Origin of the sequence: Sphingomonas sp. Leaf22 (assembly GCF_001421715.1) — a bacterium.
GTDB lineage: Bacteria > Pseudomonadota > Alphaproteobacteria > Sphingomonadales > Sphingomonadaceae > Sphingomonas.
In genome coordinates, this window is the sequence record NZ_LMKP01000034.1 from 1 (window position 1) to 22,505 (window position 22,505).

Sequence of the window (22,505 nt, forward strand, 5' to 3'; positions counted from 1 at the left end):
TCCTGCTACCACCTCGCCTTTGCGCGGATCGGCGCGCCCGAACCCCACCAGCAGACCAAGGCGCAGACGCATCTGATCGAATCGTCCAACGCCTCGTTCCRCGACATGCTGGCSCGCTTCAACCGCCGAACCAAACGCGCCTCCAAGACCCAACAGATGCTCGAGATCACCCTCGACATCTTCCTCGCCAGAAAACGCCTACAGAGTCCGACGTGAACACTCCCCGCGNCGCTTCAACCGCCGAACCAAACGCGCCTCCAAGACCCAACAGATGCTCGAGATCACCCTCGACATCTTCCTCGCCAGAAAACGCCTACAGAGTCCGACGTGAACACTCCCCGCGTAGGCGGGGGTACGGCTCGTTCTTGGCCAAGCTTGCGACTTTCGCCAACGTCTCGTTGGAGCCGGGGTCGACGTTTGTGTGGGGGGGGGGCGGGGCGGTAGTGCTTTAACGAAGGGTGATCGGCAGGTGGCATATCGCGCCTGCCTATTACCCCCGAACCCAGTCTCCGGACTTGCCGCCCTGCTTTTCCAGCACGCAAATACCGTCGATCACCATCGTCTTGTCGATCGCTTTTGCCATGTCATAAATCGTCAGCAATGCAGTGGAAGCTGCGGTCAACGCTTCCATTTCCACGCCGGTCTTGCCGTCGGTCGCGGCGGTTGCGTGGACGCGGATCGCGGTTTGCTCGAATGCGAATTCGATCGACGCCTTGGTCAATGGCAGGGGGTGGCAGAGCGGGATCAGGTCGCTGGTGCGCTTGGCGGCCATGATGCCGGCGACGCGGGCGACGGCGAGGACGTCGCCCTTCTTGACCAGCCCGTCGCGGATCGCGGCCAGTGCCTTGGCCGACATGGTGATGCGACCGGTGGCGACGGCGACGCGCTGCGTCACCGCCTTGCCGCCGACATCGACCATATGCGCGCTGCCGTCGGCGTCGAGATGGGTGAGGCTCATCCGATCATCGCGCGGGTCGCCGCTTCGACATCGTGATGCCGCATCAGCGCCTCGCCGATCAGGAAGCAGCGGACGCCGTGTTCGGCCATCGCGTCAAGATCGGCGCGCGTGCTCAGCCCGCTTTCGGCAACGAAGGTGCAGCCCGCCGGGGCGTGATCGACCAGCTCATAGGTTCGGTCAAAACTTACCGAGAAGTCTTTCAGATTGCGGTTGTTTACCCCGATAAGGCGCGACTGGAGGGCGAGTGCCCGCTCCAGTTCGGCGCGGTCGTGGACCTCGACCAGCACGTCCATGTCGCGTTCGATCGCTGCGGCTTCGATCTCGGTCATCTGCGCGTCCGACAGGGCGGCGACGATGATGAGGATCGCATCGGCCCCGAGCGCGCGCGCCTCGGCCACCTGCCACGGATCGACGTTGAAGTCCTTGCGCAGGACCGGCAGGTCGCAGGCGGCACGGGCCGCGACCAGATAGTCGTCGGCACCCTGAAAATAGTCGATATCGGTCAGCACCGACAGGCAGGCCGCGCCACCGGTCTGATAGGCGCGGGCATGGGCCGGCGGATCGAAATCGGGGCGGATCAGTCCCTTGGACGGGCTGGCCTTCTTGATCTCGGCGATCAGTGCGTGGCCGGGTTTGGCGTCGAGCGCGGCGCGGAAGCCGCGTGGCGCGGTGCGTTCGCTGGCGCGGGCGTCGAGATCGGCGATGCTGGCGCGGGCGCTGCGGGCGGCGACCTCGCTCCGCTTGGTGGCGAGGATGGTGTCGAGCATCGTCATGCGTAGGCGATCCATTGGTCGAGCAGGCGGTCGGCCGCGCCGCTATCGATGGTGTCGGCGGCGCGTTCGGCTCCGTCGCGCAGGTCGGCGGCGGCGTCGGCGACGAGCAGCGCGGCGGCGGCGTTGAGCAGCACCGCGTCGCGATACGCGCTCTTTTCGCCCCTCAGCAGCGCACGCAGCGCGGCGGCGTTATGCGCGGCGTCGCCACCCCGGATCGCGCTGATCGGATGGCGGGGCAGGCCGGCGTCTTCGGGGACGATGCGGTCGGCCATGGTCATGCCGACCGGCACGACGATGGTCGGGCCGGCACCCGAAATTTCGTCGAGCCCTTCCTCCCCCGACACGATCAGCGCGGTTTCGGCACCGAGCAGCTCCATCGCTTCGGCATAGACCGCCGCATAGTCGGGGCGGGCGATGCCGATCAGCTGACGGGTGGTGCGGGCCGGATTGGCGAGCGGCCCCATCAGGTTGAAGATGGTGCGACGGCCGATGCGCTGGCGGATCGGGGTGATGCGCCGCATCGCCGGATGGTGGTTCGCGGCGAAGAGGAAGGCGATGCCGATATCGCGCAGGCTGGATTCGGCCATCGCACCGGCCAGCGTCATGTCGAGCCCGAGCGCTTCGAGCGTGTCGGCGGCCCCGGCCTTGCTGGAAGCGGCGCGGTTGCCATGCTTGGCGACGGGCACGCCGGACGCCGCGACGACGAGGCTGACGGCGGTCGAGACGTTGAGCGTGTGGTGGCCGTCGCCGCCGGTGCCGCAGACGTCGATCGCGTTGGCGACGGGGGCGATCGGAATCATCCGTTCGCGCAGCGCGCGCGCGGCCTCGGCGATCTCGATGCTGGTTTCGCCGCGGATGGCGAGGTCGGTCAGGAAGGTGGCGATGGCATCGTCGCCGACCGTGCCGTCCAGGATCGCGGCGAACGCCTCGGCCGCGTTTTGGTGGCTGAGCGGTGTCGACGGGTCGGGGAGCAGGGTGGTGACGGTCATGCGGGCATCGTCGCGGCCAAGCCGGCATGCTTCAGGAAGTTGGCGAGCATGGCGTGGCCATGTTCGGTGGCGATGCTTTCGGGGTGGAACTGTACGCCGTGGATCGGCAACTCGCGGTGGCGCAGCCCCATGACGCTGGCGTCGGACGCGGTCGCGTTGACGGCGAGGCAGTCGGGAATCTCGGTGACGATCAGCGAGTGATAGCGGGTGGCGGTGAAGGGCGAGGGCAATCCTTCGAACACGCCGGTGCCGTCATGCTCGACCGGACAGGTCTTGCCATGCATCAACCCGCCGCGCACGACCTTTCCCCCGAAATGCTGGCCGATCGCCTGATGACCGAGGCAGACGCCGAGCAGGGGCCGGCGCGCTTCGGCGCACGCCGCGACGAGGTCGAGCGAAATGCCCGCTTCGGTCGGGGTGCAGGGGCCGGGCGAGATCAGGAAACCGTGCGCGTTGCTGGCAAGCGCGTCGGCGGCGGTCATCGCGTCGTTGCGCTCGACGCGAACCTCGACACCCAGTTCCATCAGGTAATGGACGAGGTTCCAGGTAAAGCTGTCGTAATTGTCGATGACGAGGATCATGGCACCGCCATAGCGTGTAGCGGCGTGCGTGCAACGTCCCGAACGTGCGGTGCGTTCAGCCTACGCTCATCCGGGACGGCGGTTATGACCGGGAGCGAGGAGAGTGACGATGACGCGTTGGGTTTTGGCAGGACTGGCATTGGCGATCGCGGGTCCGGCGATCGCGCAGGACGCGCCGGCCGATCCGCCGCAACGGGTGCGCAACGCAACCGTCTATGGTGACGAGCAATGTCCGAAGCCCGATGGCGACGACGAGATCGTGGTGTGCGCCCGGCTGAACGAAAACGAACGCTATCGCATCCCCAAGCGCTTCCGTGATCCCCCGTCGCAGCGGTCGGCGGATGCGAGCTGGGCACAGCGGGCCGACTTCGCGATGGAAGCGGCACGGGCAACGCGGCCCAACAGCTGCTCGGTGATCGGTACCGGTGGCCAGACCGGCTGTACCCAGGCGATGCTGCGCCAGTGGTTCGCCGAGCGGCGTCAGCAGCAGTCGGCGGGCGGCGGCGTCCGCTGAGCCGTCAGGCGGCGTCGGTGAGCGCCGCCTGTGGATCGTACCGTCGGACCCCGCCGGCGCGTTTGGCGGCGTACAGCGCATGGTCGGCGCGGGTGCGCAGGGCGGCGATCGAGGTCGCGTCGTCGGGGAAGCAGGCATAGCCGATGCTGACCCCGACCGCGATCGGTCCGCGGCAGTCGAGGGCATAGTCGTGCCCGGAAACCGCGTCGGTAATCCGTTCGGCAAGCGAATGCGCCTGCCCGGGCGACAGGCCGGGGACGGCGAGCAGGAACTCGTCGCCGCCCAGCCGCACGATCAGTGCCGGTTCCCCCGCCACCGCGTGCAGCCGTTCGGCGACACCGACCAGCACCGCATCGCCGACGGCATGGCCGAAACGGTCGTTGATCGGCTTGAACCGGTCGAGATCGAGACACAGCAGCGCCAGCGGCCGGTCGGGCGATGCGGTCAGCCGCGCCAGTTGCGCGTCGAGGTCATAGCGATTGGCGAGCCCGGTCAGCGGATCATGCCCCGCCAGCAGGCGGCTGCGTTCGGCGGCGTTGAGCGATTCGGCAAGGAGCGTGGTGAAGTTGCGCAGCAGGACGCGGATACTGGCCAGCAAGGGAAGCGACAACGGGATCAGGATCCAGAGGATCGGATGCCCGGTCAGGGCCAGTCCGATCTTGAACGGAACATCGCACAGCATGACCAGCGTCACCGCGAGTCGCGGCGCAGTGTGGTTACGCGCACAAATCGGTGCGACGAGGCCGAGGATGAAGGCGGTCACGATGACGATCATCGCCAGATCGCCGGTCAGCCCGATGGCGAAGGCGATGATACCCTGCAACGCGCACCAGGCGATCGTCAGCAGGACCGATCGATCGATCGTCGGGAGCGTCCCCGCCCGGAAATGATGCTGGCAGCGGTGGACCGCACGCAGGCGGAGCAGCAGCAGCGCGACGTCGATCGCGGCGAAGATCCAGAATTGCGGCAGCCCGGTGCGAATGGCGGCGGCAACGGTAATCAGGAGGCTGCTGAGCAAGCCGGCGATGACGACGCCCGGTGCGGCCAGCAGCGCGCCGTACAGGAGCGGTCGGGCATCGAGGGGAATGTCGGTCGTCGGGTCGACGAGCCAGGCAACCGCCTTGCAGTCACCGCTGAGCCGCGCCCTTCGTTGATGATCCATGACGACCGACCCGCGCTGTAACTATCAGGAGCGTCGCCAGATATCCTATCGCGCCTTCGATCGCGTTAACGCGGGGTTCCCGTACGGCGACAACGGTCTGAACAATAAACGACATTGTCCCAGTCGCGTGCCCATTTCTTGCGCCACGCAAAGGGGCGTTCGCACACCGGGCAGATCTTGGTCGGGAGGTCCCGCTTGGCGATGCCCTGCGGCATCAGCGGGGCTGACGGTTCAGGAACGCGGCGACCTGATCCAGATCGACCGAACGATCGAGATAGGTCCGGCCGATGCCGCGCGCGAGCAGGAAGGGCAGCGTGCCGCCCTCGCGTTTCTTGTCGTGGAGCATGTGCGCGACCAGCGCCTCGCCCGATACGGCGATGCGGGCGGCGGCAAGGCCGTCGGGCAGGCCGGCGGCGCGCAGGTGCGCGGCGACGCGATCGGCATCCTGCCGGCTGCACCATCCCTGTTCGGCGGAATAGGCGAAGGCCAGCGCCATGCCGGCGGCAACGCCCTCTCCATGCAGCAGCGATCCGTCGAAGCCGGCCTCCGCCTCCAGCGCATGGCCGAAAGTGTGGCCGAGATTGAGCAGCGCGCGGGTGCCGGTCGTCTCGCGTTCGTCGGCTCCGACGATCCGCGCCTTGGCCGATACCGAGCGGGCGATGGCATGGGCACGGGCGGCGGGGTCGCCGGCCAGCAAGGCCGCGCCATTCGCCTCGCACCATGCAAAGAAGTCGGGGTCGTCGATCAGGCCGTATTTGACGACCTCGGCATAGCCCGCGCGCACTTCGCGCGGCGGCAGCGTGTCGAGCGTCGTCGGGTCGATCAGGACGAGGGCCGGCTGATGAAAGGCACCGACCAGATTCTTGCCGGCGCGGGTGTTGATCCCCGTCTTGCCCCCGACCGACGAATCGACCTGCGCCAGCAAGGTCGTCGGCACCTGTACGAAGCCGCAGCCGCGCTTCAGGATCGCCGCTGCAAAACCGACCAGATCGCCGATCACGCCGCCGCCCAGCGCGACGATATGGTCGCCGCGCTCGATCCCCAGCGCGAGGAGCGAATCGAGCAGGCGTTCGAGCGTCGCCCAGCTCTTCGACCCTTCCCCTGCCGCGATCTCGATCGCTTCGCTGTCCACGCCGGCCGCCGACAGCGAATCGCGCAGCGTCGCCAGATGCATCGGCACATTGGCGTCGGCGACGATCACCATCCGCCGTCCGCGCGCGATGGGGCCGAGATATTCGCCGGCACGGGCGAGCACCCCGTCCTCGATCACGATGTCGTAGCTGCGGTCGCCAAGCGCGACGGGGATGACGGTCATTGGCCGATGGCTTTCAGGATCGCGGAGACGGTGGCGTCGTGCGGTGCGTGCTGGCTGACGATATGGATCGGTGCAAGCGCGTAGACCGGATTGCGAACGCGGGCGAGTTCGGTCAGCATTTTGCGGGGGTCCTTTCCGCGCAGCAGCGGGCGGGTGTCGCGGCGGCGGACCCGTTCGGCGAGGATGTCGGGCGAGGCGTCGAGCCAGATCGCCAGCGACTGGTCGAGGATCAGCGTCCGGGTCTCCTCCTGCATGAACGCACCGCCGCCGGTTGCGATGATCTTGGGCGTACCATCGATCAGGCGGGCGATGACGCGGCGTTCGCCGTCGCGGAAATGCGCTTCACCGAACCGTTCGAAGATTTCGGCGATGGTCATGCCGGCGGCATGTTCGATCTCGTGATCGGCATCGACGAAATCGAGCTTCATCCGCTGGGCCAGACGCCGGCCCACGGTGGATTTACCGACGCCCATCAACCCGATCAGGACGATCGGACGCCCGGTCCAGGGCGGCGGCGGTTGGGGGATGGATTCTTGAATTTGCAGCATTGAACGATGGGCTATACAGCCGCCCAACCGATCGGGCAAAAGGCGCTTCGCCATCTTTGTCCGACCCAAATTACCGGGACGATTTGATCCATGTCGCGTTCGCTTGTCATTCTTCTCGTCGTCGTGGTCGCGCTGATCGCGGGCATGTTCCTGCTGGCGGGGCGGTCGACCGAGCAGCAGCCGACCCAGATCGAAAAGGCGGTCTCGCTTGAAAATCTCGCGAACTGACCGGTTGCGGATCGGCGTCGCGGCCGCGGCGCTGATCGCTATCGCGGTACCGGCGATCGGGCAGGACGTGCCCGAATCGCTGTTGCCGCCGGGGTTCGGCGATGCGCCCGCGCCGACGCCGACCCCCCGCCCCAGTGGATCGGCGGTGCCGGGCGGACCGAACTTCGCGCCGCCCGCGCCGATCGTTCAGCCCTTGCCGGGCGTCCCCGGCGCGCCGCCGACCCCGACGCCCACGCCATCGGCATCGACGGTGCCGATCGATGCTGCGGCGCTCAGGCAATATGAATTGCCTGACTTCGCCCGCCGGTCGCTGAACAATATCGGCATTGCCGGACAGGGCAGCGATTTCGCGCGCGATGCGTTCGGCGCGGTCGACGGTCCGTGGCTGGAACGGATCATGCGCGCGCTCGATGCGCCGGTCGCGTCGCGCTGGGTCTCGATCGCGCTTCGCCGCGCGCTGGTCGCCGATCTCGACACGCCGACCGGCGTCGACGGCGCGGACTTCGCCGCCGAACGTGCATGGCTGCTGGTCCGCATGGGCGAAGCACCCGCGGCGCGCGCGCTGGTCCAGTCGGTCGATATCGACAACTACACGCCCAAATTATACCAGATCGCGATGCAGTCGCTGCTGGCGACCGGCGATCCGGCGGGGCTGTGCCCGCTGGTCCAGCCGGCGATGCGGGTTTCGAACGAGCGCGGCTGGCGACTGGCGAACGCCGTCTGCCTCGGCCTGTCGGGGCAGCCGCGCGAGGCCGGGCGGATCGTCGATCAGGCGCGGCGACAGGCACCGGGCGGCGGCGCGATCGACGTCGCGCTGGCGGAAAAGCTGGTCGGCAAGGGCGCGCAGGGTCGCCGGGCGGCGACGATCGAATGGGACGGCGTCGACCGGTTGACGGCATGGCGCTATGGCATGGCCGCCGCCAGCGCGACGCCGGTGCCGCCCGCGATGTTCGACGGAGTCGGGCCGCAGGTCCGCTACTGGCATGCCACCGCGCCGCAATTCGCGCCCAACGTCCGGCTGACCGATGGCGAGTTCGCGGCGGCGCAGGGGGTGTTGTCCAGCGAGGCGCTGGTCGACCTGTATGCGCAATTGCTGACTGATGAGGATGCCAGCAGTTCGCAAAGCGCGCTCGCCACCGATTTGCGGACCGCCTTTACCGGTAGCGACGACGCACGGCTGGCGGTGTTGCGGCAGTTCTGGGAACCGGCGGCGACCTCGCCGCTCGGCCATGCCCGGCGGGTGCTGACCGCGCGGGCGGCGGCGATGATCGCGCCGGTGGCCGATCATGTCGCCGATGCCGATTCGCTGATCGCATCGATGCTGACCGCGGGGCTCGACCTGCCGGCGCTGCGCTGGCGTTCGGTGGTGCCGGTTGGCAGCGACGGCTGGGCGATGCTGGCACTTGCCGATCCGATGGGTCGGTCGGTCGCGGTGGGGGCCGTGTCGGACTATGCCGGTCAGAACGGGCGCAAGGGTCAGTTGCTGTTCGCTGGGCTGGCGGGCCTCGGGCGGTTGCCGCAGGATCAGGTGCAGGGGCTGGCCCGCGACCTGAACGTCGCGATCGGTGCGCGCAACGCCTGGACCGATGCGATCGACCGGTCGGGGGTGCGCGGGGAAGCCGGCACCGTCCTGTTGCTGGCCGCGACCGGCATGCAGACGCGCGACTGGCGCGGCGTGTCGCCGGTGGCGCTGTTCCACATCGTCGCGGCGCTGCGGGCGGCGGGGCGTGAGGGCGAGGCGCGGATGATCGCCGCCGAGGCGATCGCGCGGACGTGAGCGGCATCGGCGGCGATCGGGTGCTGATCGACCGCTTCCTCGAAATGATGGCGGCGGAGGCGGGGGCGGCGCGCAATACCGTCGCAGCCTATCGCACCGATTTGTCGCTGGCGTCGGAGACGTTGGGCGGGGCTCTGGCCGAAGCGGATGCCGCCGCCATCGGGCGGCTGGCCGACGGTTGGGCGACGCTCGCCAAATCGACCGTGGCGCGCAAGGCGTCGGCGCTGCGGCGGTTTTACGCCTTCCTTGCCGAAGAAGGGTTGCGCGCCGACGATCCGGGGAGCGCGCTGCCCAGGCCGGGCACGTCGCGGCCGCTGCCCAAGACGCTGTCGGCCGGCGATATCGAGGCGATGTTCGCTGCGATCGACGCGCGGATCGCCCGGGTGCCACCCGATCGCAACGACCTGCGCCTGTCGGCACTGTTCGAGCTGCTCTATGGATCGGGCCTGCGCGCGACCGAACTGGTGTCGCTGCCGCGCGGGGCGATCGTGTCGGACCGGCCCTATCTGATCCTGAAGGGGAAGGGCGGGCGGGAGCGGATGGTGCCGCTGTCGGACCGCGCGCGCGCCGCCGTCGTTCGCTGGCGTGCACACGTGCCCGCGGCCAGCCCGTGGCTGTTCCCGTCGGGCAAGTCGCATCTGAGCCGGATGCGGCTGTATCAGATCGTGCGGGCGCTGGCCGGAGAGGCGGGGATATCGCCCGACCGGATCAGCCCGCACGTGCTGCGTCACGCCTTTGCGACCCACCTGCTGGAGGGCGGCGCGGACCTGCGCGCGTTGCAGGCGATGCTGGGCCATGCCGATATCGCGACCACCGAAATCTATACCCATGTCGATGCGTGGCGGCTGGTCCGGCTGGTGAGCGAACTCCACCCGCTGATTGACGCCGGGCGGACACGGCCATAGGGCGCGGACCCATGGCAAGCTTCCTTGATTTCGAAAAACCCATCGCCGAATTGCAGGCGCGGATCGACGAACTGCGCGATACCGCCGCGGACGGCGAGCTCGACATCGCTACCGAAATCGGGCGGTTGCAGACCAAGTCCGACCGGCTGCTGCGCGAAACCTATACCAGATTGACCCCGTGGCAGAAGACGCAGGTCGCCCGGCATCCCGAGCGGCCGCACTTCAAACATTATGTCGCCGGGCTGATCGAGGATTTCATGCCGCTGGGCGGCGACCGCGCCTTTGCCGACGACTCGGCGATCCTTGGCGGGATGGGCCGGTTGCGGGGCCGCAAGGTCATGGTGATCGGGCATGAAAAGGGCGACGATACCGCCAGCCGGCTGCACCACAATTTCGGCATGGGCAAGCCCGAGGGCTATCGCAAGGCGATCCGGCTGATGCAGCTGGCCGACCGGTTCGGCCTGCCGGTGGTGACGCTGGTCGACACGTCGGGCGCGTTTCCCGGCATCCAGGCCGAGGAGCGCGGACAGGCGGAGGCGATCGCGCGGTCGACCGAGGCGGCGCTGAACCTCGGCGTGCCGATGGTGTCGGCGATTCTCGGCGAAGGCGGATCGGGTGGTGCCATCGCGCTGGCGGCGGGCAATGTCGTGCTGATGATGGAGCATGCGGTCTATTCGGTGATCTCGCCCGAGGGGTGCGCGTCGATCCTGTGGCGCACCGCCGACAAGGCACCCGAAGCGGCCGAGGCGATGCGGGTGACCGCGCAGGACCTGAAGTCGCTGGGCGTCATCGACCGGATCGTATCCGAACCGCTGGGCGCGGCGCATCGCGACAGGGATGCGGCGATCACGGCGCTGGGCGATGCGATCGATCAGGCGCTGGGCGACCTGTCGGGGATGGAAGCCGCGTCGCTGCGGCAGGCACGGCGTCAGAAGTTCCTGAAGATGGGCCGGCTGTAATACCAAACAAAAGGGCGGCGGAACCGAAGTCCCGCCGCCCCCTTGCATCCGGTGATGGCTGAGATCAGCCGCCGGCCTTCGTCGCGCCCATCTGGCCCGAAACGTTGTTGAAGGTCTTGCTGAGCTGATTGCCCAGACCCTGCATGGCGGTGATGGCGGCAACGGCGATCAGCGCGGCGATCAGGCCGTATTCGATCGCGGTGGCGCCCTTGCTGTTCTTCAGGAAGGTGCGGATCTTCTGCATCTGGGTCTCCATGGTTCTGCGTGCTTCAATTTCCCGGCCGTTCGGACGATGCCCGGTCAGCATGCGAACAGTAGGAAGAACTCGGTTGATAAAGTTTTAAGCAGAACGGTTACCGGCGATATTTTGATGGTTAACCGATCCGGCTGTGCGCGATGATGTTGGTCGCGACGCCATTCCAGATGCCGCCGTTCACATCGCCCAGCCCGGCGACGGCGGCAGAGATCGCGATGGCGATCATGGCGAGGAGGATGCCATATTCGATGGCGGTGGCCCCGCGTCGATCCCGCCAAAGACCGCGCAACAGGCGCAGCGTGCATCGCATGGATCACCTACTCCGCTATGACCGGACCGACCCCTACGGCGCACGAGGTTAAGAAATTGTCGACACCGAACTCCAGTTTCCTGATGGTGACCGCCGCCGCGATGATCGACGGCGATGGCCGCGTGCTGGTCCAGCAACGCCCGCCCGGAACGGCGATGGCGGGTCTGTGGGAATTTCCCGGCGGCAAGATCGAACCCGGCGAGACGCCGGAGGCGGCGCTGGTCCGCGAACTGGACGAGGAACTGGGCATCGTCGTCGATCACAGCTGCCTCGCGCCCGCCGCCTTTGCCAGCGAACCGCTGGGCGATCGGCATCTGCTGCTGCTGCTCTACGCCCTGCGCAAATGGCAGGGGATGCCGGTCGCACGCCACGCAACCGCGCTGCGATGGCTGCGGCCGGTGCAGTTGCACGCGCTGGCCATGCCACCCGCCGACCGGCCGCTGATCGGCCTGCTCGAAGCGCTTGTCTAGGCCGGATCGACATTCGGCTGTCAAGCCAGCGAACTGCTCCCCTCCCTGACAAGGGAGGGGCTGGGGGTGGGTCGGTCTGTGGCTGGCGAGTCGCTCCCCCGCGGGCCAACCCACCCCCGACCCAGCTTCGGGTAAACAGTGCCCCGCACTGTTTGGGTCATGCCGAGGGCATGACCGGCCCGACGCTCTTGTCAGGGAGGGGAGAAGTCGAAACCTTACTGAATGTCGATCCCGCCTATGACCGATCGACATTCAGCGATAGCCACGGAATTTCGTCCTTCCCGCGCAGGCGGGAATCCATAGACGCCGACGGTTCGGCTCGATGCGCGACGCTGGCGTATATGGACTCCCGCCTGCGCGGGAGTGACGAAAGGGATCGAACGCTATTCCTGCGCCCAGCGAACTGAATGTCGATCGACCCCACGTTATCTGGGCCGCAGCGTGTCCGCGAGCGAGGCGGTGGCGCTGCCGCGACGGGCCGGTTGCGGCTGGCTGGGGGCGGGGGCCCAGCCGGTCAGGTAGATCACCTCGAACTGCTCGGTGGTCCGGCCATCGGCCTCGGCGCGATCGGCAAAGGCGCTGGCCGCCGCCATCAGGCCGGTCCGGCCGAGCGGCGCCGGCTCGAGCAGGCCGGTCGCACCCATGCCGCGCAGATCGTCGACCAGCTTGCCCATGCCGGCATAGCGCACCGTCAGCGTTTCCGAATCGGCGACCGGCAGGGCAAAGCCGGCCCGGACCAGCAGGTCGCCCGCCGACCGCAGGTCGATCTGCGGATGGACCCGCGCCGCCGGGCGATCGGCCTCGGCGGTCAGCAGCGACTGGCGCAGGGTCGATAGCGTCCGCCCGCCGGTAAAGGCGGCGAGGAACAGACCGTCTGGGCGCAGCGTCCGCCGGACCAGCGTCAGCGCGCCGGGCAGGTCGTTGACGCCGTCCAGCACCCCGACCGACACCACCAGATCGAAGGCATTATCGGCGAATGGCAGCCGATCCTCGTCCCCCTGCACGCCGCCCGCCGCCCGGGCAAAGGCGAAGCCCGGATCGAGTCGCGCGATGCGGGTGCCGGGCGGGGGGGCGAACGCGGCATCGTGGCAGCCGAGGTCGAGCACGTCGGTGAACTGGCGGGTCACCGCCTGCAACCGATCCTCGATCCCCTCCAGCATGTAGCGATGCAGGAAGTCGGCGCGCGCGAAGCCGGGCTGGGCGCGGTCGCGGTGCAGGCGTCGGCGGTGGCGGGCAAAGAGGTCGGGGGCGGTCACGCGGCCGCTTGTGCCGGGTGGCGTGGGCGGCGACAAGGGGGCGATGCTGCTCGCCCGCGCCCCCGTCGCCGCACTGACCCGGCTGGTCGCGCTGGCGCTGCCGCCACGCTGTCCGGGCTGTGGCGAGGTGGTCGAGGCGGACCATCGGTTCTGTGCGGGATGCTGGTCGGCGTTGCGCTTTCTGGGCGATCCGGCCTGCGCCACCTGCGGCGCGCCGTTCGCGATCGATCGGGGGCCGGACCTGCGATGTGCGCCGTGCCTCGTCCGTCCGCCGGCGCATGACGGGCTGCGCGCCGCCGTCGCCTATGGCCCGGTGGCGCGCGATGTCGCGCTGAAGCTGAAATATGGCGGGCGGCTGGCGCTGGCGACGACGATGGCGCGGTTGATGCACCGCCATCTGACGAACGATGCGACGCTGCTCGTGCCGGTGCCGCTGCACCGGCGGCGGTTGTGGACGCGCGGCTATAATCAGGCACTGTTGATCGCCGCCGGATTGTCGCGACTGTCGGGCGTGCCGGTCGCGCGCGACGTGTTGCGGCGAACCCGCGCCACCCCACCGCTGAAAGGCATGAACGGCCGCAAGCGTGCGCAGGCGGTGCGCGGCGCGTTCGTCATGGTCGATCCGGCGTCGGTCGCCGGTCAGTCGGTGGTCCTGATCGACGACGTCCACACCAGCGGCGCGACGGCGGCGGCCTGTTCCAAGGTGCTGCGCGCGGCAGGTGCATCGCGCGTCACGATCCTGTGCTGGGCACGGGTCGTCGGTGCGGACGATTGACAAGCCCGATCGCCGGTCACACCTCAGCGTCATGACCAGTATCCTCATCTACACCAAGGCATTCTGCCCCTATTGCACGCGCGCCAAGCGGCTGCTCGATGAAAAGGGCGCAGCCTATGAAGAGATCGACATCACCATGGGCGGGCCGCAGCGGCAGGAGATGCTGGCGCGGTCGAACGGCCGGACGACGGTGCCGCAGATCTTCGTCGGCGATACCCATGTCGGCGGGTCGGACGATCTGGCGGCGCTGGAACGGGCGGGCAAGCTGGACGCGCTGCTGAACGCATGAAGCTCGCACTGCTTCAGATGACGGCGGGGATCGACCCGCACGCCAATGCAGCGGTGCTGTTGGATGCGATCGAACGGGCGGCGGCGGGCGGCGCGGCGATGCTGTTCACCCCCGAAATGTCGGGGCTGATCGACCGTGATCGCGACCGTGCCGCCGCGTCGATCGCGACCGAGGACGCCGATCCGGTATTGCGGGCGGTCCGCACGGCGGCGGCACAAGCGGGCATCTGGGTGCATCTCGGGTCGCTGGCGATCCGGCTGGCCGACGGGCGGCTCGCCAATCGCGGCTATATGATCGACCCGGCCGGCGCGATCCGGGCGCGGTACGACAAACTGCATCTGTTCGACGTGACGCTGCCGACCGGCGAAAGCTGGCGCGAATCGGTCAGCTATGCGCCGGGCGACAGCGCCAGCGTCGTCGCCACGCCGGTCGGGCAGGTCGGGCTGGCGATCTGTTACGATCTGCGCTTCGCCGATCTGTTCCGGGCCCTGGCCGATGCCGGTGCGACGTTGCTGTCGGTGCCGGCGGCATTCACCGTGCCGACCGGACAGGCGCATTGGCATGTGCTGCTGCGCGCGCGGGCGATCGAGGCCGGGGCGTTCGTCGTCGCCGCGGCACAGACCGGGCAGCATGCCGACGGCCGCACGACCTTCGGTCATTCGCTGGTGATCGATGCCTGGGGCAAGGTGCTGCTCGACATGGGTGAGGCGGCAGGGGTCGGGTTCGTCGATATCGATCCGGCGCAGGTCGATGCGGTGCGCGCGCGGATACCGGTGCTGGCGCATCGCCGGGCGATCCCGCCGGTCGGTACCGTCGCGTGATCGTGTTCGACCTGCGCTGTGGCAATGCGCATGTGTTCGAGGCGTGGTTCGCATCGAGCGGTGCTTATGCCGATCAACGCGCGCAGGGGCTGATCCGCTGTGCGTTCTGCGACGACGCGACGATCGAGAAGGCGGTGATGGCTCCCAATATCAGCCCGAAAGGCGACCGCTCCGCCGGACCGCCGCCCGAGGCGATGAAGGCGGCGTTGCAGGCTTTGGCGCAGGCGCAACAGGCGGCGCTGTCGAACAGCGAATGGGTCGGTACCGCCTTTGCCGATCGCGCGCGGGCGATGCATGTCGGCGATGCCGAACCGGCCACGATCCACGGACAGGCGACCCGCGCCGAGGCGAAGGCGCTGGTCGAGGACGGCGTACCGGTCGCGCCGTTACTGTTGCCGGTCGTGCCGCCGGAACGCGCGAATTAACCCAAGCACGCGCGAACGGATGTCGGTCGGTCGGGTTCGGTCGGCTTTGAGGTACCAGATGAACCAGAGGCAGTCGCCGAGGTTGCCGCCACTGGCCTCATAGGCGTGAAACGCAGCGGGGAATGCGTCGCGCCCTTCTGAAAGGAAGTCGTACCGATTGCCGATGTCGGCAAACTGCTGTCGGGCGACGGTGGCGGCGCGCGCGACGCGTTCGGTCCAGCGCAGGCCCCTTGGTTCCTGCGCCACCGCGTCGACCTCGACCCAATAGCATTCGCACGTGGCTCCCGGCAGGCGGAACTGCAATTGGCCACCAATATTGAGCAGGCCTGCCTGTTCGGCGGCATCGATCACCTGCGGTATCGCGTCCGGTCGCCAGCCCCATTTGCACCCGCTGCGGCTGGCGATCGATCGTATCGTTTCCGGCAGGACCATGTCGGGCCGGTCGTGCATGGCCGGCTCCAGCCGGCGGCAGGATCAGGGCAATATCGCGACGGTTGCACCCGGTTCGCCGACCGCAGCGGATCGTGGACGATGACTGGTGGCCTCGGAGGGACTCGAACCCCCGACGCCCGCTTTAGGAAAGCGGCGCTCTGTCCAGCTGAGCTACGAGGCCATTGACGCGCTGTAGAATGCCATCGCTGATGACGCAACGCCCGGCGATCAGCTGCCGCATTCCCAGCGACCGTCGCGATAGATGCGCTCGCCGCTGTCGGCGGTGCGCATCGTCAGCGTCGCGGGCCATGCGCGGGACGATCCCCCCGATGGCATGGTATCGCCCGGTTGACGGGCAAGGGTGAACGACACGCCGTCGCCGGCAAGGATCGCGCCGACTTCTATCGCCTCCCGGCCCGGCGTGGCGGCGGTGATGCGGTGGAAGCGCTTGTTATATTTGACCAGCCCGTCGCCTTCGTCGCGGACCATCAACAGTGTCGGCGCGTCAGCACCGGCGCGGAAGGCGCAACCCGAACCGAGCAAATCCTTGTCCTTCAGATCGTCATGGACCAGCGGTTGCAATTCGGACGCCGGATGGACCGCCGGCGAGGTCGGCACGCCGCGCGTCGACACGGCCGTATTGCCCGCCGCCGGATCGACGCCGCCGAGCGACCCGACCGGCATCGCCGCCTGCGTCGCATTAGTGGAGGCGGGCGGTTCGGCCGAACAGGCGGTGAGCGCCAGCGGGATCAGCAGGGCAATGCAACGGTTCATCCTGCGCAAACGTCGGCTGGTCGCTCCCGTTCCGTCAGCCGCGCCCGATGAGTGCCAGCACTTCCTTGCGGCTGCGTTCGTCGTCGCGGAACACGCCCATCATGCGGCTGGTGGTCATGGTGACACCGGGCGTGCGCACGCCGCGCGCGGTCATGCAGCCATGCGTCGCCTCGATCACCACCGCGACGCCGCGCGGTTTCAGGCCGTTCCAGATGCAGTCGGCGACCTCGGCAGTCAGGCGTTCCTGCACCTGCAACCGCCGGGCATAGCCGTGCAGCACGCGCGCCAGCTTCGAAATGCCGACGACGTGATCGCGGGGCAGATAGGCGATGTGCGCCTTGCCGACGATCGGTGCCATATGGTGTTCGCAATGCGACTGGAACGGAATGTCGCGCAGCAGGACGATCTCGTCATAGCCGCCGACTTCCTCGAACACGCGTTCGAGATGACGGGCGGGATCGTCGCTGTAGCCCTGCGTATATTCGCGCCACGCACGCGCGACGCGCAGCGGGGTTTCGATCAGGCCTTCGCGGGTCGGGTCCTCGCCGGTCCAGCGGATCAGGGTGCGGATCGCCTCCACGACGTCATCGGGCACGGGAATTTTCGGCGGCGATGCCACCAAGTCGTCGGTCGCGGCATCGTCATTCGCGTCACACATCGTCGTCGTCCATTCCCGATATTCGAACATGTTCGCATCCGCCGCATGAAATCCCTGCGGCGGTGCGACTGTGGTTTCCATACCCGTTCGCCGATAAAAGCTGCGTGGGATGCAGGTTGCCCGTTGACGCGGGATAGATGCTCCGTCACCAAATGCCAACTGCATTAGCCGGACCGATATCGGCAGCGCGGAGGAGGGGATGTCATGACGAAGTTCCAATTGCTGGCCGCAACCGCTCTCTCGATGGTCGCCGGGGCCAGCCCGACGATCGCGCAGACTGCGACGCCCGCGACCGCACCCGCTGCCGTCCAGTCGGAAGGTACGACCACCGCCGACGACGATTGGGGCAACGAGATCATCGTCACCGCCAACCGCCGCGCCGAACCGATTCAGGACGTGCCGATCGCCGTGACCGCGGTGAATGCGCAGTTGCTCGACGATGCCGGCATCCGCGACATTCGCGGCCTCGAACAGCTTGCGCCGTCGCTCCAGACGACCACCGGCCAGTCGTCGGCGGTATCGACGTCGCTGTCGATCCGCGGTGTCGGCACGGCGGGCGACAATCCGGGGTTCGAACCGGCAGTCGGCGTGTTCATCGACGGCGTGTTCCGTTCGCGCGCGGGCATCGCCATCGCCGAACTGCCCGAGGTCGAGCGCGTCGAAGTGCTGCGCGGACCGCAGGGGACGCTGTTCGGGCGCAATACCTCGGCGGGTGCGCTGTCGGTGACGACGGCGCTGCCGAAATTCGATCTCGGTGGCTATGTCGAGGGCGAGTATGGCAACTTCGACGCTTATGAACTGAAAGGTGCGTTGACCGGGCCGGTATCCGAACAGCTCGCGCTGCGCCTCGACGGCGGCTATCGCAAGCGAGACGGCTATATCGAGGACGTCAATTCCGACCGCGCGTTCAACGACATCAACCGCTGGTACGTCCGCGGCCAGGCGCTGTACGACACCTCGGCGTTCAGCTTCCGGCTGATCGGCGATTATTACAAGACCGACGAACAATGCTGCGGCGTGGTCAGCGGGACGCGCGGAGCGACGGCCCCGGCGATTCAGGCGATCGCCGCGCAACAGGGTCGCATCGGCATCTATACCGGTGCGCCGTCTGACCGGCGCATGGCCGCATCGCCCAACCGCGACTATGGCGAGGCGGTCCGCGACTGGGGTGTGTCGGGCGAGATCAACGCCGATATCGGCGACCTGAAGCTGACCTCGATCAGCGCCTATCGCGATTTCCGGGTGCTGCGGAATCAGGACATCGATTATTCGGGCATCGATCGCGCCTATCGCGACGGCTATCGCTCGTCGCTGCGTGACATTACCCAGGAAGTGCGGTTGCAGGGCCAGTTGTTCGACGGGAAGCTCGATTTCCTCGTCGGCGGCTTCTACCTGAACGAAAAGCTCCAGCTGCGCGATACGGTGCGGCTGGGCAACGACGCCAACCGCTATGTCGATACGCTGCTGGCCGGCGTGCTGGGGCAACCGGCTTCGGCCGGCGGGATCGGGCGACAGGCGCAGTTCTTCGGCAGTTTCAACGTGCCGACCTTTACCCAGCTGGTGACCGCATTGCGGGGCGGCGCAGCGTTGCCCACGGGGACGGTGCCGCTGTTCGGGCAGCTGCTCTATGCGCAGAGCCCGCAATTGCAGGCGGCGGCCCCGCCCGGATCGGCGCTGTTCACCTATCTGAACACGCCGCTGACCCCGAATGTCGCCGGACAGGGCAACAACAACGACGATTTCCAGGTCGATACCAACGCGTTTGCGCTGTTCACGCACAATATCGTCAACATCACCGATCAGCTCTCGCTGACGCTGGGCCTGCGCTATAATTACGAGCGCAAGGAACTGGCGGCGAGCGTCAACAGCAACCCGTCGGCGTGCGGCTTCTTCCTCGGCAACGATCCGCGCGCGGTCACCTATCGCAACGCGATCCGCACGGCGAGCCCGGCGCTGTTCCAGAACCTGTTCCTGCTCAGCTGCAACCCGGCGGTGTCGAGCGAATTCAACGGCAACTACACGCACGATCGTTCGGAAAGCCGACTGACCGGCACGGCCAAGCTGGCCTACAAGCTGACGCCCGACATTCTCGGCTATGCCAGCTATGACCGCGGCTTCAAATCGGGTGGCTACAACCTCGATCAGGCGAGCTTCGACACGACGGTGCTGGGCGGCGACGGGGCACAGGCGACCGATCTGGAATTCGGAGCCGAAACCGTCGACAGCTACGAACTGGGGTTCAAGACCAGCGTCACCCGCCAATTCTCGTTCAACGCCGCGTTCTTCTATCAGAAGTTCAAGGGGCTCCAGTCGCTGATTTTCGCCGGCAACAGCTTCGTGGTGCAGAACGTGCCGCGGTCGACGGCCAAGGGGGTCGAGCTGGAGTCGCTGATCCAGCCGATCCGGGATCTGACCTTCCGGCTGGGCTACACGCTGCTCGATGCGTCCTACGATGCCGATAACGACTTCAGCGGTACCCCGTTGCAGAACCAGCAGGGGCGGCAGTTCCTGAACCAGCCGCGAAACGTCGTGACGGTCGCGGCGACATGGCAACCGCGCCTGACCGGCACGCTCAACGCGCTGTTCCATGTCGATATGCGCTACAACAGCGACGTGTCGATCGTCCGCGACGGCACCGGCACGACCACGGTCGGCAATGACGGCTATCCGCTGCTGAACGGCAAGATCGGCATCGCGACCGACGATCGCCGCAAGCAACTGGAATTCTTCGTCGAGAATATCACGAACCAGTATTACAATATTTCGGGCTTCGCGATTCCGGAACAGACCGGCACTTATGGGGTGTACCCGGCGATGCCACGACTCTACGGTGTGCGCGCCCGGTTTGGGTTCTGAGCGCAGTCGACGCGGGTTACGCGGTTGCGAGCGTGATTTCGCAGGGTGGACGGTGCGGTTTGTCGCTTTTCCCCCGCGACAACCGCTTCGTAACCTTGCATAACCACCGGTCTGCCGTGCCCACAGGGTGCGGCCCTGCAGGGGGATAGGAGAACTACTATGGCCAAGGAAACCACGACGACCGGCGGCGCCCGGGGCGGAATCGCGAAGCCGGTGACGCCGTCGGCCGATCTGGCGAAGATCACCGGCTCCGATCCGCTGCCCCGCAGCGAAGTCGTCAGCAAGATGTGGGAATACATCAAGAAGCACGACCTTCAGAACCCGAAGGACAAGCGCGAGATTTTGGCCGACGAGACGCTCGAAAAGCTGTTCGGCAAGAAGTCGTGCTCGATGTTCGAAATGAACAAGCTGCTCAGCGCACACATGAAGTAACGCAGGCTGGCACCATATCCGGTGCCGCCGTTACGAACCAGACGCCGTCCGGTCGATGCCGGGCGGCGTTTTTGGTTTGGGGACAATGTGTCGCGGTGTCGATATCGGGAACACCCGCGTTCATTTATGTCATGAACGTGCCGGGCCCATCCGCAACAGGATACAGCGCGTTCGCGATCGTCGCCGCCATGGACAGGGTGCCGGCGCGGGCGCGGATCGTCTTCTGACGCCGGTTCGACCCTGTCCCCGCCGTGCGAGAACAAGGTCGTTGCAGTCAAATTCAGCCCCGCGCCACCGCGTTGGCCGCGCTGAGCGCCGCGCGGACCGTGGCGGTCGCGACGTCGCCGTCGATGCCGACGCCGAACACGCGCCGGCCACCGGGCAGGCTGCATTCGAGATAGGCCGCGGCCTGCGCATCGGCACCATGGCCGATCGCATGCTCGCTGTAATCGATCACGTCCATGTCGATCCCGCCTTCTTCGCGCAGTGCCGCGAGCAGGCCCGACAACAGGCCATTGCCCTTGCCCGAAATCGATCGTTCCTCACCGTCCAGCCGGACCCGGCCGACGAACGTGCGCGGTGGTCCGCCGCCCGGTGCATGGGTCTCGGCATAGTCGATCAGCGCATAGCGATCCTTGCCCTGCGGCAGATACGCGTCGTGGAATGCCGTCCAGATGTCGGCGGCGTTCAGTTCGCGGCCAAGCGCATCGGCCATCGCCTGCACATGGCGGCTGAAATCTGCCTGCAACCGCTTGGGCAGTTTCAGGCCCTTGTCCTGTTCCAGCACCCACGCCACGCCGCCCTTGCCCGACTGCGAATTGACGCGGATCACCGCTTCGTAGCTGCGGCCGAGATCGGCGGGGTCGATCGGCAGATAGGGCACTTCCCACAGGCCGTCGTTGCGCACCGCCTGTGCCGCCATCCCCTTCTTGATCGCATCCTGATGGCTGCCCGAAAAGGCGGTGAACACCAGATCCCCGGCATAGGGAGTGCGCGGATGGACGGGCAGGTTGGTGCAGTAATTGACCGTGTTCACGACCTCGTCGATGTCCGACAGGGTCAGTTGCGGGTCGACGCCCTGGGTGTAGAGGTTCAGCGCGACGGTCACGAGATCGCAATTGCCGGTCCGCTCGCCATTGCCGAGCAGACAGCCCTCGACCCGGTCGGCCCCGGCCATCAGCCCCAGTTCGGCGGCCGCGACGCCGGTGCCGCGATCGTTATGGGTGTGCAGCGAGATGACGACGCTGTCGCGGTTCGGCACGTTGCGACAGAACCATTCGATCTGGTCGGCATAGACATTGGGCGTCGCTGCCTCGACCGTCGCGGGCAGGTTCAGGATCAGCGGGCAGTCGGGGGTCGGCTGCAACACCTCCATCACCGCCGCACACACCTCGACCGAGAAATCCAGTTCGGCGGTCGAAAAGGTCTCGGGGCTGTATTCGAACCGCCAGTCGGTGTTCGGGCGTTTGGCGGCTTCGTCGCGCAGCACCTTGGCACCGGCAACCGCGATCGCCTTCACCTCGGGACGTTCCATGCCGAACACGATCCGCCGCCATGCCGGGCTGACCGCATTGTACAGGTGAACGATCGCCTGCTTCGCACCATCGAGGCTTTCGAAGCTGCGTTCGATCAGGTCGCGGCGCGACTGGGTCAGCACCTGCACCCATACGTCGTCGGGAATGCGATCCTGCCGGACCAGCCCCGAGATGAAATCGAACTCGGTCGCGCCCGCCGACGGGAAACCGACCTCGATCTCCTTCAGACCGACCTTCAACAACAGGTCGAAGAAGCGGTTCTTCTTCTCCGCGCCCATCGGGTCGATCAGCGCCTGATTGCCGTCGCGCAGATCGGTCGACAGCCAGCGTGGCGCGCGCGTGATCGTGCGCGACGGCCATTGGCGGTCGGGCAGGTCGACGGTGGGGAAGGGGCGGTATTTGGTCGAAGGATCGCGCAACATATCGTGGTCTAGCCTGTATTTGGCGCGGGGGCGCCGGTATCTGCCGAAAGGTTCGATACTCCCTCAGGACAGGCGCACGCGCGTG

Annotated in this window: 28 protein-coding genes and 1 tRNA gene; 13 read left to right on the plus strand and 16 right to left on the minus strand. The window is 67.3% G+C overall.

Features of this window, described 5'->3' with window-relative positions; translation table 11 throughout:
* A partial coding sequence (locus ASE70_RS20205; protein WP_056505430.1) for an IS1 transposase occupies positions 1-216 on the plus strand: 216 nt, incomplete at its 5' end.
* Between the two features lie 274 nt (positions 217-490).
* On the opposite strand, the gene moaC is transcribed toward ASE70_RS20205, so the two are convergent.
* The 4 genes from moaC to ASE70_RS12710 are packed head-to-tail and all read right to left on the minus strand — an operon-like array spanning position 491 to position 3,301.
* On the minus strand, positions 491-958 hold the full coding sequence (gene moaC / locus ASE70_RS12695; RefSeq protein WP_056505433.1) for a cyclic pyranopterin monophosphate synthase MoaC: 468 nt from the start codon (positions 956-958) through the stop codon (positions 491-493).
* Positions 955-1,731, minus strand: a complete 777-nt coding sequence (gene trpC / locus ASE70_RS12700) for an indole-3-glycerol phosphate synthase TrpC (protein WP_056505436.1) — start codon at positions 1,729-1,731, stop codon at positions 955-957. The genes moaC and trpC overlap by 4 nt, the downstream gene beginning before the upstream one ends.
* Positions 1,728-2,720, minus strand: coding sequence for an anthranilate phosphoribosyltransferase (trpD, locus tag ASE70_RS12705; protein WP_056505439.1), 993 nt, complete (start codon positions 2,718-2,720; stop codon positions 1,728-1,730). Before trpD ends, trpC begins: the two co-directional genes overlap by 4 nt.
* On the minus strand, positions 2,717-3,301 hold the full coding sequence (locus ASE70_RS12710) for an anthranilate synthase component II (RefSeq protein ID WP_056505442.1): 585 nt from the start codon (positions 3,299-3,301) through the stop codon (positions 2,717-2,719). Before ASE70_RS12710 ends, trpD begins: the two co-directional genes overlap by 4 nt.
* A gap of 109 nt (positions 3,302-3,410) precedes the next feature.
* Between ASE70_RS12710 and ASE70_RS12715 the strand changes: the two genes are divergently transcribed.
* Entirely contained in the window at positions 3,411-3,815 is a 405-nt protein-coding gene (locus tag ASE70_RS12715) for a hypothetical protein (RefSeq protein WP_082451013.1), read from the plus strand.
* Positions 3,816-3,819: 4 nt separating this feature from the next.
* Here the strand turns inward: ASE70_RS12715 and ASE70_RS12720 are convergent, their stop codons facing one another.
* From ASE70_RS12720 to ASE70_RS12730, 4 genes are all read right to left on the minus strand, one after another.
* Positions 3,820-4,977: a GGDEF domain-containing protein gene (locus tag ASE70_RS12720; protein ID WP_056505448.1), complete on the minus strand. Its 1,158-nt coding sequence runs from the start codon at positions 4,975-4,977 to the stop codon at positions 3,820-3,822.
* Positions 4,978-5,042: 65 nt separating this feature from the next.
* Entirely contained in the window at positions 5,043-5,192 is a 150-nt protein-coding gene (locus tag ASE70_RS19300; protein ID WP_082451014.1) for a DUF2256 domain-containing protein, read from the minus strand.
* Positions 5,192-6,292: a 3-dehydroquinate synthase gene (gene aroB / locus ASE70_RS12725; RefSeq protein ID WP_056505451.1), complete on the minus strand. Its 1,101-nt coding sequence runs from the start codon at positions 6,290-6,292 to the stop codon at positions 5,192-5,194. The genes ASE70_RS19300 and aroB overlap by 1 nt, the downstream gene beginning before the upstream one ends.
* Positions 6,289-6,840, minus strand: coding sequence for a shikimate kinase (locus tag ASE70_RS12730; RefSeq protein ID WP_056505454.1), 552 nt, complete (start codon positions 6,838-6,840; stop codon positions 6,289-6,291). Before ASE70_RS12730 ends, aroB begins: the two co-directional genes overlap by 4 nt.
* Before the next feature lie 90 nt (positions 6,841-6,930).
* On the opposite strand from ASE70_RS12730, the gene ASE70_RS20445 reads away from it, so the two are divergent.
* Genes ASE70_RS20445 through ASE70_RS12745 form a run of 4 tightly spaced genes read left to right on the plus strand, consistent with a single transcriptional unit; the run spans position 6,931 to position 10,709 of the window.
* The gene (locus ASE70_RS20445) at positions 6,931-7,068 is read left to right on the plus strand and encodes a hypothetical protein (RefSeq protein ID WP_200909539.1); all 138 of its coding nucleotides are present in this window, start codon (positions 6,931-6,933) and stop codon (positions 7,066-7,068) included.
* The gene (locus ASE70_RS12735) at positions 7,049-8,845 is read left to right on the plus strand and encodes a hypothetical protein (RefSeq protein WP_056505457.1); all 1,797 of its coding nucleotides are present in this window, start codon (positions 7,049-7,051) and stop codon (positions 8,843-8,845) included. The genes ASE70_RS20445 and ASE70_RS12735 overlap by 20 nt, the downstream gene beginning before the upstream one ends.
* 5 nt (positions 8,846-8,850) lie before the next feature.
* Positions 8,851-9,750 (plus strand): tyrosine-type recombinase/integrase, encoded by a 900-nt coding sequence (locus ASE70_RS12740; RefSeq protein ID WP_156356249.1) that lies wholly within the window; start codon positions 8,851-8,853, stop codon positions 9,748-9,750.
* Positions 9,751-9,761: 11 nt separating this feature from the next.
* Positions 9,762-10,709, plus strand: a complete 948-nt coding sequence (locus ASE70_RS12745; RefSeq protein ID WP_056505460.1) for an acetyl-CoA carboxylase carboxyltransferase subunit alpha — start codon at positions 9,762-9,764, stop codon at positions 10,707-10,709.
* A gap of 64 nt (positions 10,710-10,773) precedes the next feature.
* On the opposite strand, the gene ASE70_RS12750 is transcribed toward ASE70_RS12745, so the two are convergent.
* Both ASE70_RS12750 and ASE70_RS12755 read right to left on the minus strand, forming a co-directional pair.
* Positions 10,774-10,953: a Flp family type IVb pilin gene (locus ASE70_RS12750; RefSeq protein ID WP_055997017.1), complete on the minus strand. Its 180-nt coding sequence runs from the start codon at positions 10,951-10,953 to the stop codon at positions 10,774-10,776.
* Positions 10,954-11,083: 130 nt separating this feature from the next.
* A complete protein-coding gene (locus ASE70_RS12755; RefSeq protein WP_056505463.1) occupies positions 11,084-11,275 on the minus strand; it encodes a Flp family type IVb pilin in 192 nt (63 codons plus the stop codon).
* Positions 11,276-11,358: 83 nt separating this feature from the next.
* Here ASE70_RS12755 and ASE70_RS12760 point away from each other — a divergent pair, with 83 nt between their 5' ends.
* Complete coding sequence (locus tag ASE70_RS12760) at positions 11,359-11,745, plus strand: (deoxy)nucleoside triphosphate pyrophosphohydrolase (RefSeq protein WP_056505467.1); 387 nt, start codon at positions 11,359-11,361, stop codon at positions 11,743-11,745.
* 425 nt (positions 11,746-12,170) lie between these two features.
* Here the strand turns inward: ASE70_RS12760 and ASE70_RS12765 are convergent, their stop codons facing one another.
* On the minus strand, positions 12,171-13,001 hold the full coding sequence (locus ASE70_RS12765; protein WP_056505470.1) for a class I SAM-dependent methyltransferase: 831 nt from the start codon (positions 12,999-13,001) through the stop codon (positions 12,171-12,173).
* A 43-nt stretch (positions 13,002-13,044) separates the two neighbouring features.
* On the opposite strand from ASE70_RS12765, the gene ASE70_RS12770 reads away from it, so the two are divergent.
* The 4 genes from ASE70_RS12770 to ASE70_RS12785 are packed head-to-tail and all read left to right on the plus strand — an operon-like array spanning position 13,045 to position 15,311.
* On the plus strand, positions 13,045-13,776 hold the full coding sequence (locus ASE70_RS12770; protein ID WP_056401396.1) for a ComF family protein: 732 nt from the start codon (positions 13,045-13,047) through the stop codon (positions 13,774-13,776).
* Between the two features lie 31 nt (positions 13,777-13,807).
* Positions 13,808-14,065 (plus strand): glutaredoxin 3, encoded by a 258-nt coding sequence (gene grxC / locus ASE70_RS12775; RefSeq protein WP_055994693.1) that lies wholly within the window; start codon positions 13,808-13,810, stop codon positions 14,063-14,065.
* Positions 14,062-14,886: a carbon-nitrogen hydrolase family protein gene (locus tag ASE70_RS12780; protein ID WP_056505473.1), complete on the plus strand. Its 825-nt coding sequence runs from the start codon at positions 14,062-14,064 to the stop codon at positions 14,884-14,886. Before grxC ends, ASE70_RS12780 begins: the two co-directional genes overlap by 4 nt.
* Positions 14,883-15,311 carry a DUF1178 family protein gene (locus ASE70_RS12785; RefSeq protein WP_056505477.1) on the plus strand — a complete coding sequence of 143 codons (429 nt, stop codon included), beginning with the start codon at positions 14,883-14,885 and terminating at the stop codon, positions 15,309-15,311. Before ASE70_RS12780 ends, ASE70_RS12785 begins: the two co-directional genes overlap by 4 nt.
* On the opposite strand, the gene ASE70_RS12790 is transcribed toward ASE70_RS12785, so the two are convergent.
* The 4 genes from ASE70_RS12790 to folE form a co-directional block, all read right to left on the minus strand.
* A complete protein-coding gene (locus ASE70_RS12790; RefSeq protein WP_056505480.1) occupies positions 15,273-15,761 on the minus strand; it encodes a hypothetical protein in 489 nt (162 codons plus the stop codon). The genes ASE70_RS12785 and ASE70_RS12790 overlap by 39 nt on opposite strands.
* A gap of 86 nt (positions 15,762-15,847) precedes the next feature.
* Positions 15,848-15,924: transfer RNA gene (locus tag ASE70_RS12795), tRNA-Arg, on the minus strand.
* A 47-nt stretch (positions 15,925-15,971) separates the two neighbouring features.
* Positions 15,972-16,517, minus strand: a complete 546-nt coding sequence (locus tag ASE70_RS12800; protein ID WP_056505483.1) for a hypothetical protein — start codon at positions 16,515-16,517, stop codon at positions 15,972-15,974.
* A gap of 34 nt (positions 16,518-16,551) precedes the next feature.
* Positions 16,552-17,175 (minus strand): GTP cyclohydrolase I FolE, encoded by a 624-nt coding sequence (gene folE, locus ASE70_RS12805; protein ID WP_056505817.1) that lies wholly within the window; start codon positions 17,173-17,175, stop codon positions 16,552-16,554.
* A gap of 204 nt (positions 17,176-17,379) precedes the next feature.
* Here folE and ASE70_RS12810 point away from each other — a divergent pair, with 204 nt between their 5' ends.
* Positions 17,380-20,031, plus strand: coding sequence for a TonB-dependent receptor (locus ASE70_RS12810; RefSeq protein WP_056400902.1), 2,652 nt, complete (start codon positions 17,380-17,382; stop codon positions 20,029-20,031).
* 159 nt (positions 20,032-20,190) lie between these two features.
* Complete coding sequence (locus tag ASE70_RS12815; protein ID WP_055761337.1) at positions 20,191-20,463, plus strand: SWIB/MDM2 domain-containing protein; 273 nt, start codon at positions 20,191-20,193, stop codon at positions 20,461-20,463.
* 280 nt (positions 20,464-20,743) lie between these two features.
* Here ASE70_RS12815 and leuA read toward each other — a convergent pair whose 3' ends face one another.
* Positions 20,744-22,420 carry a 2-isopropylmalate synthase gene (leuA, locus tag ASE70_RS12820; RefSeq protein ID WP_056400901.1) on the minus strand — a complete coding sequence of 559 codons (1,677 nt, stop codon included), beginning with the start codon at positions 22,418-22,420 and terminating at the stop codon, positions 20,744-20,746.
* Positions 22,421-22,505 lie beyond the last annotated feature (85 nt).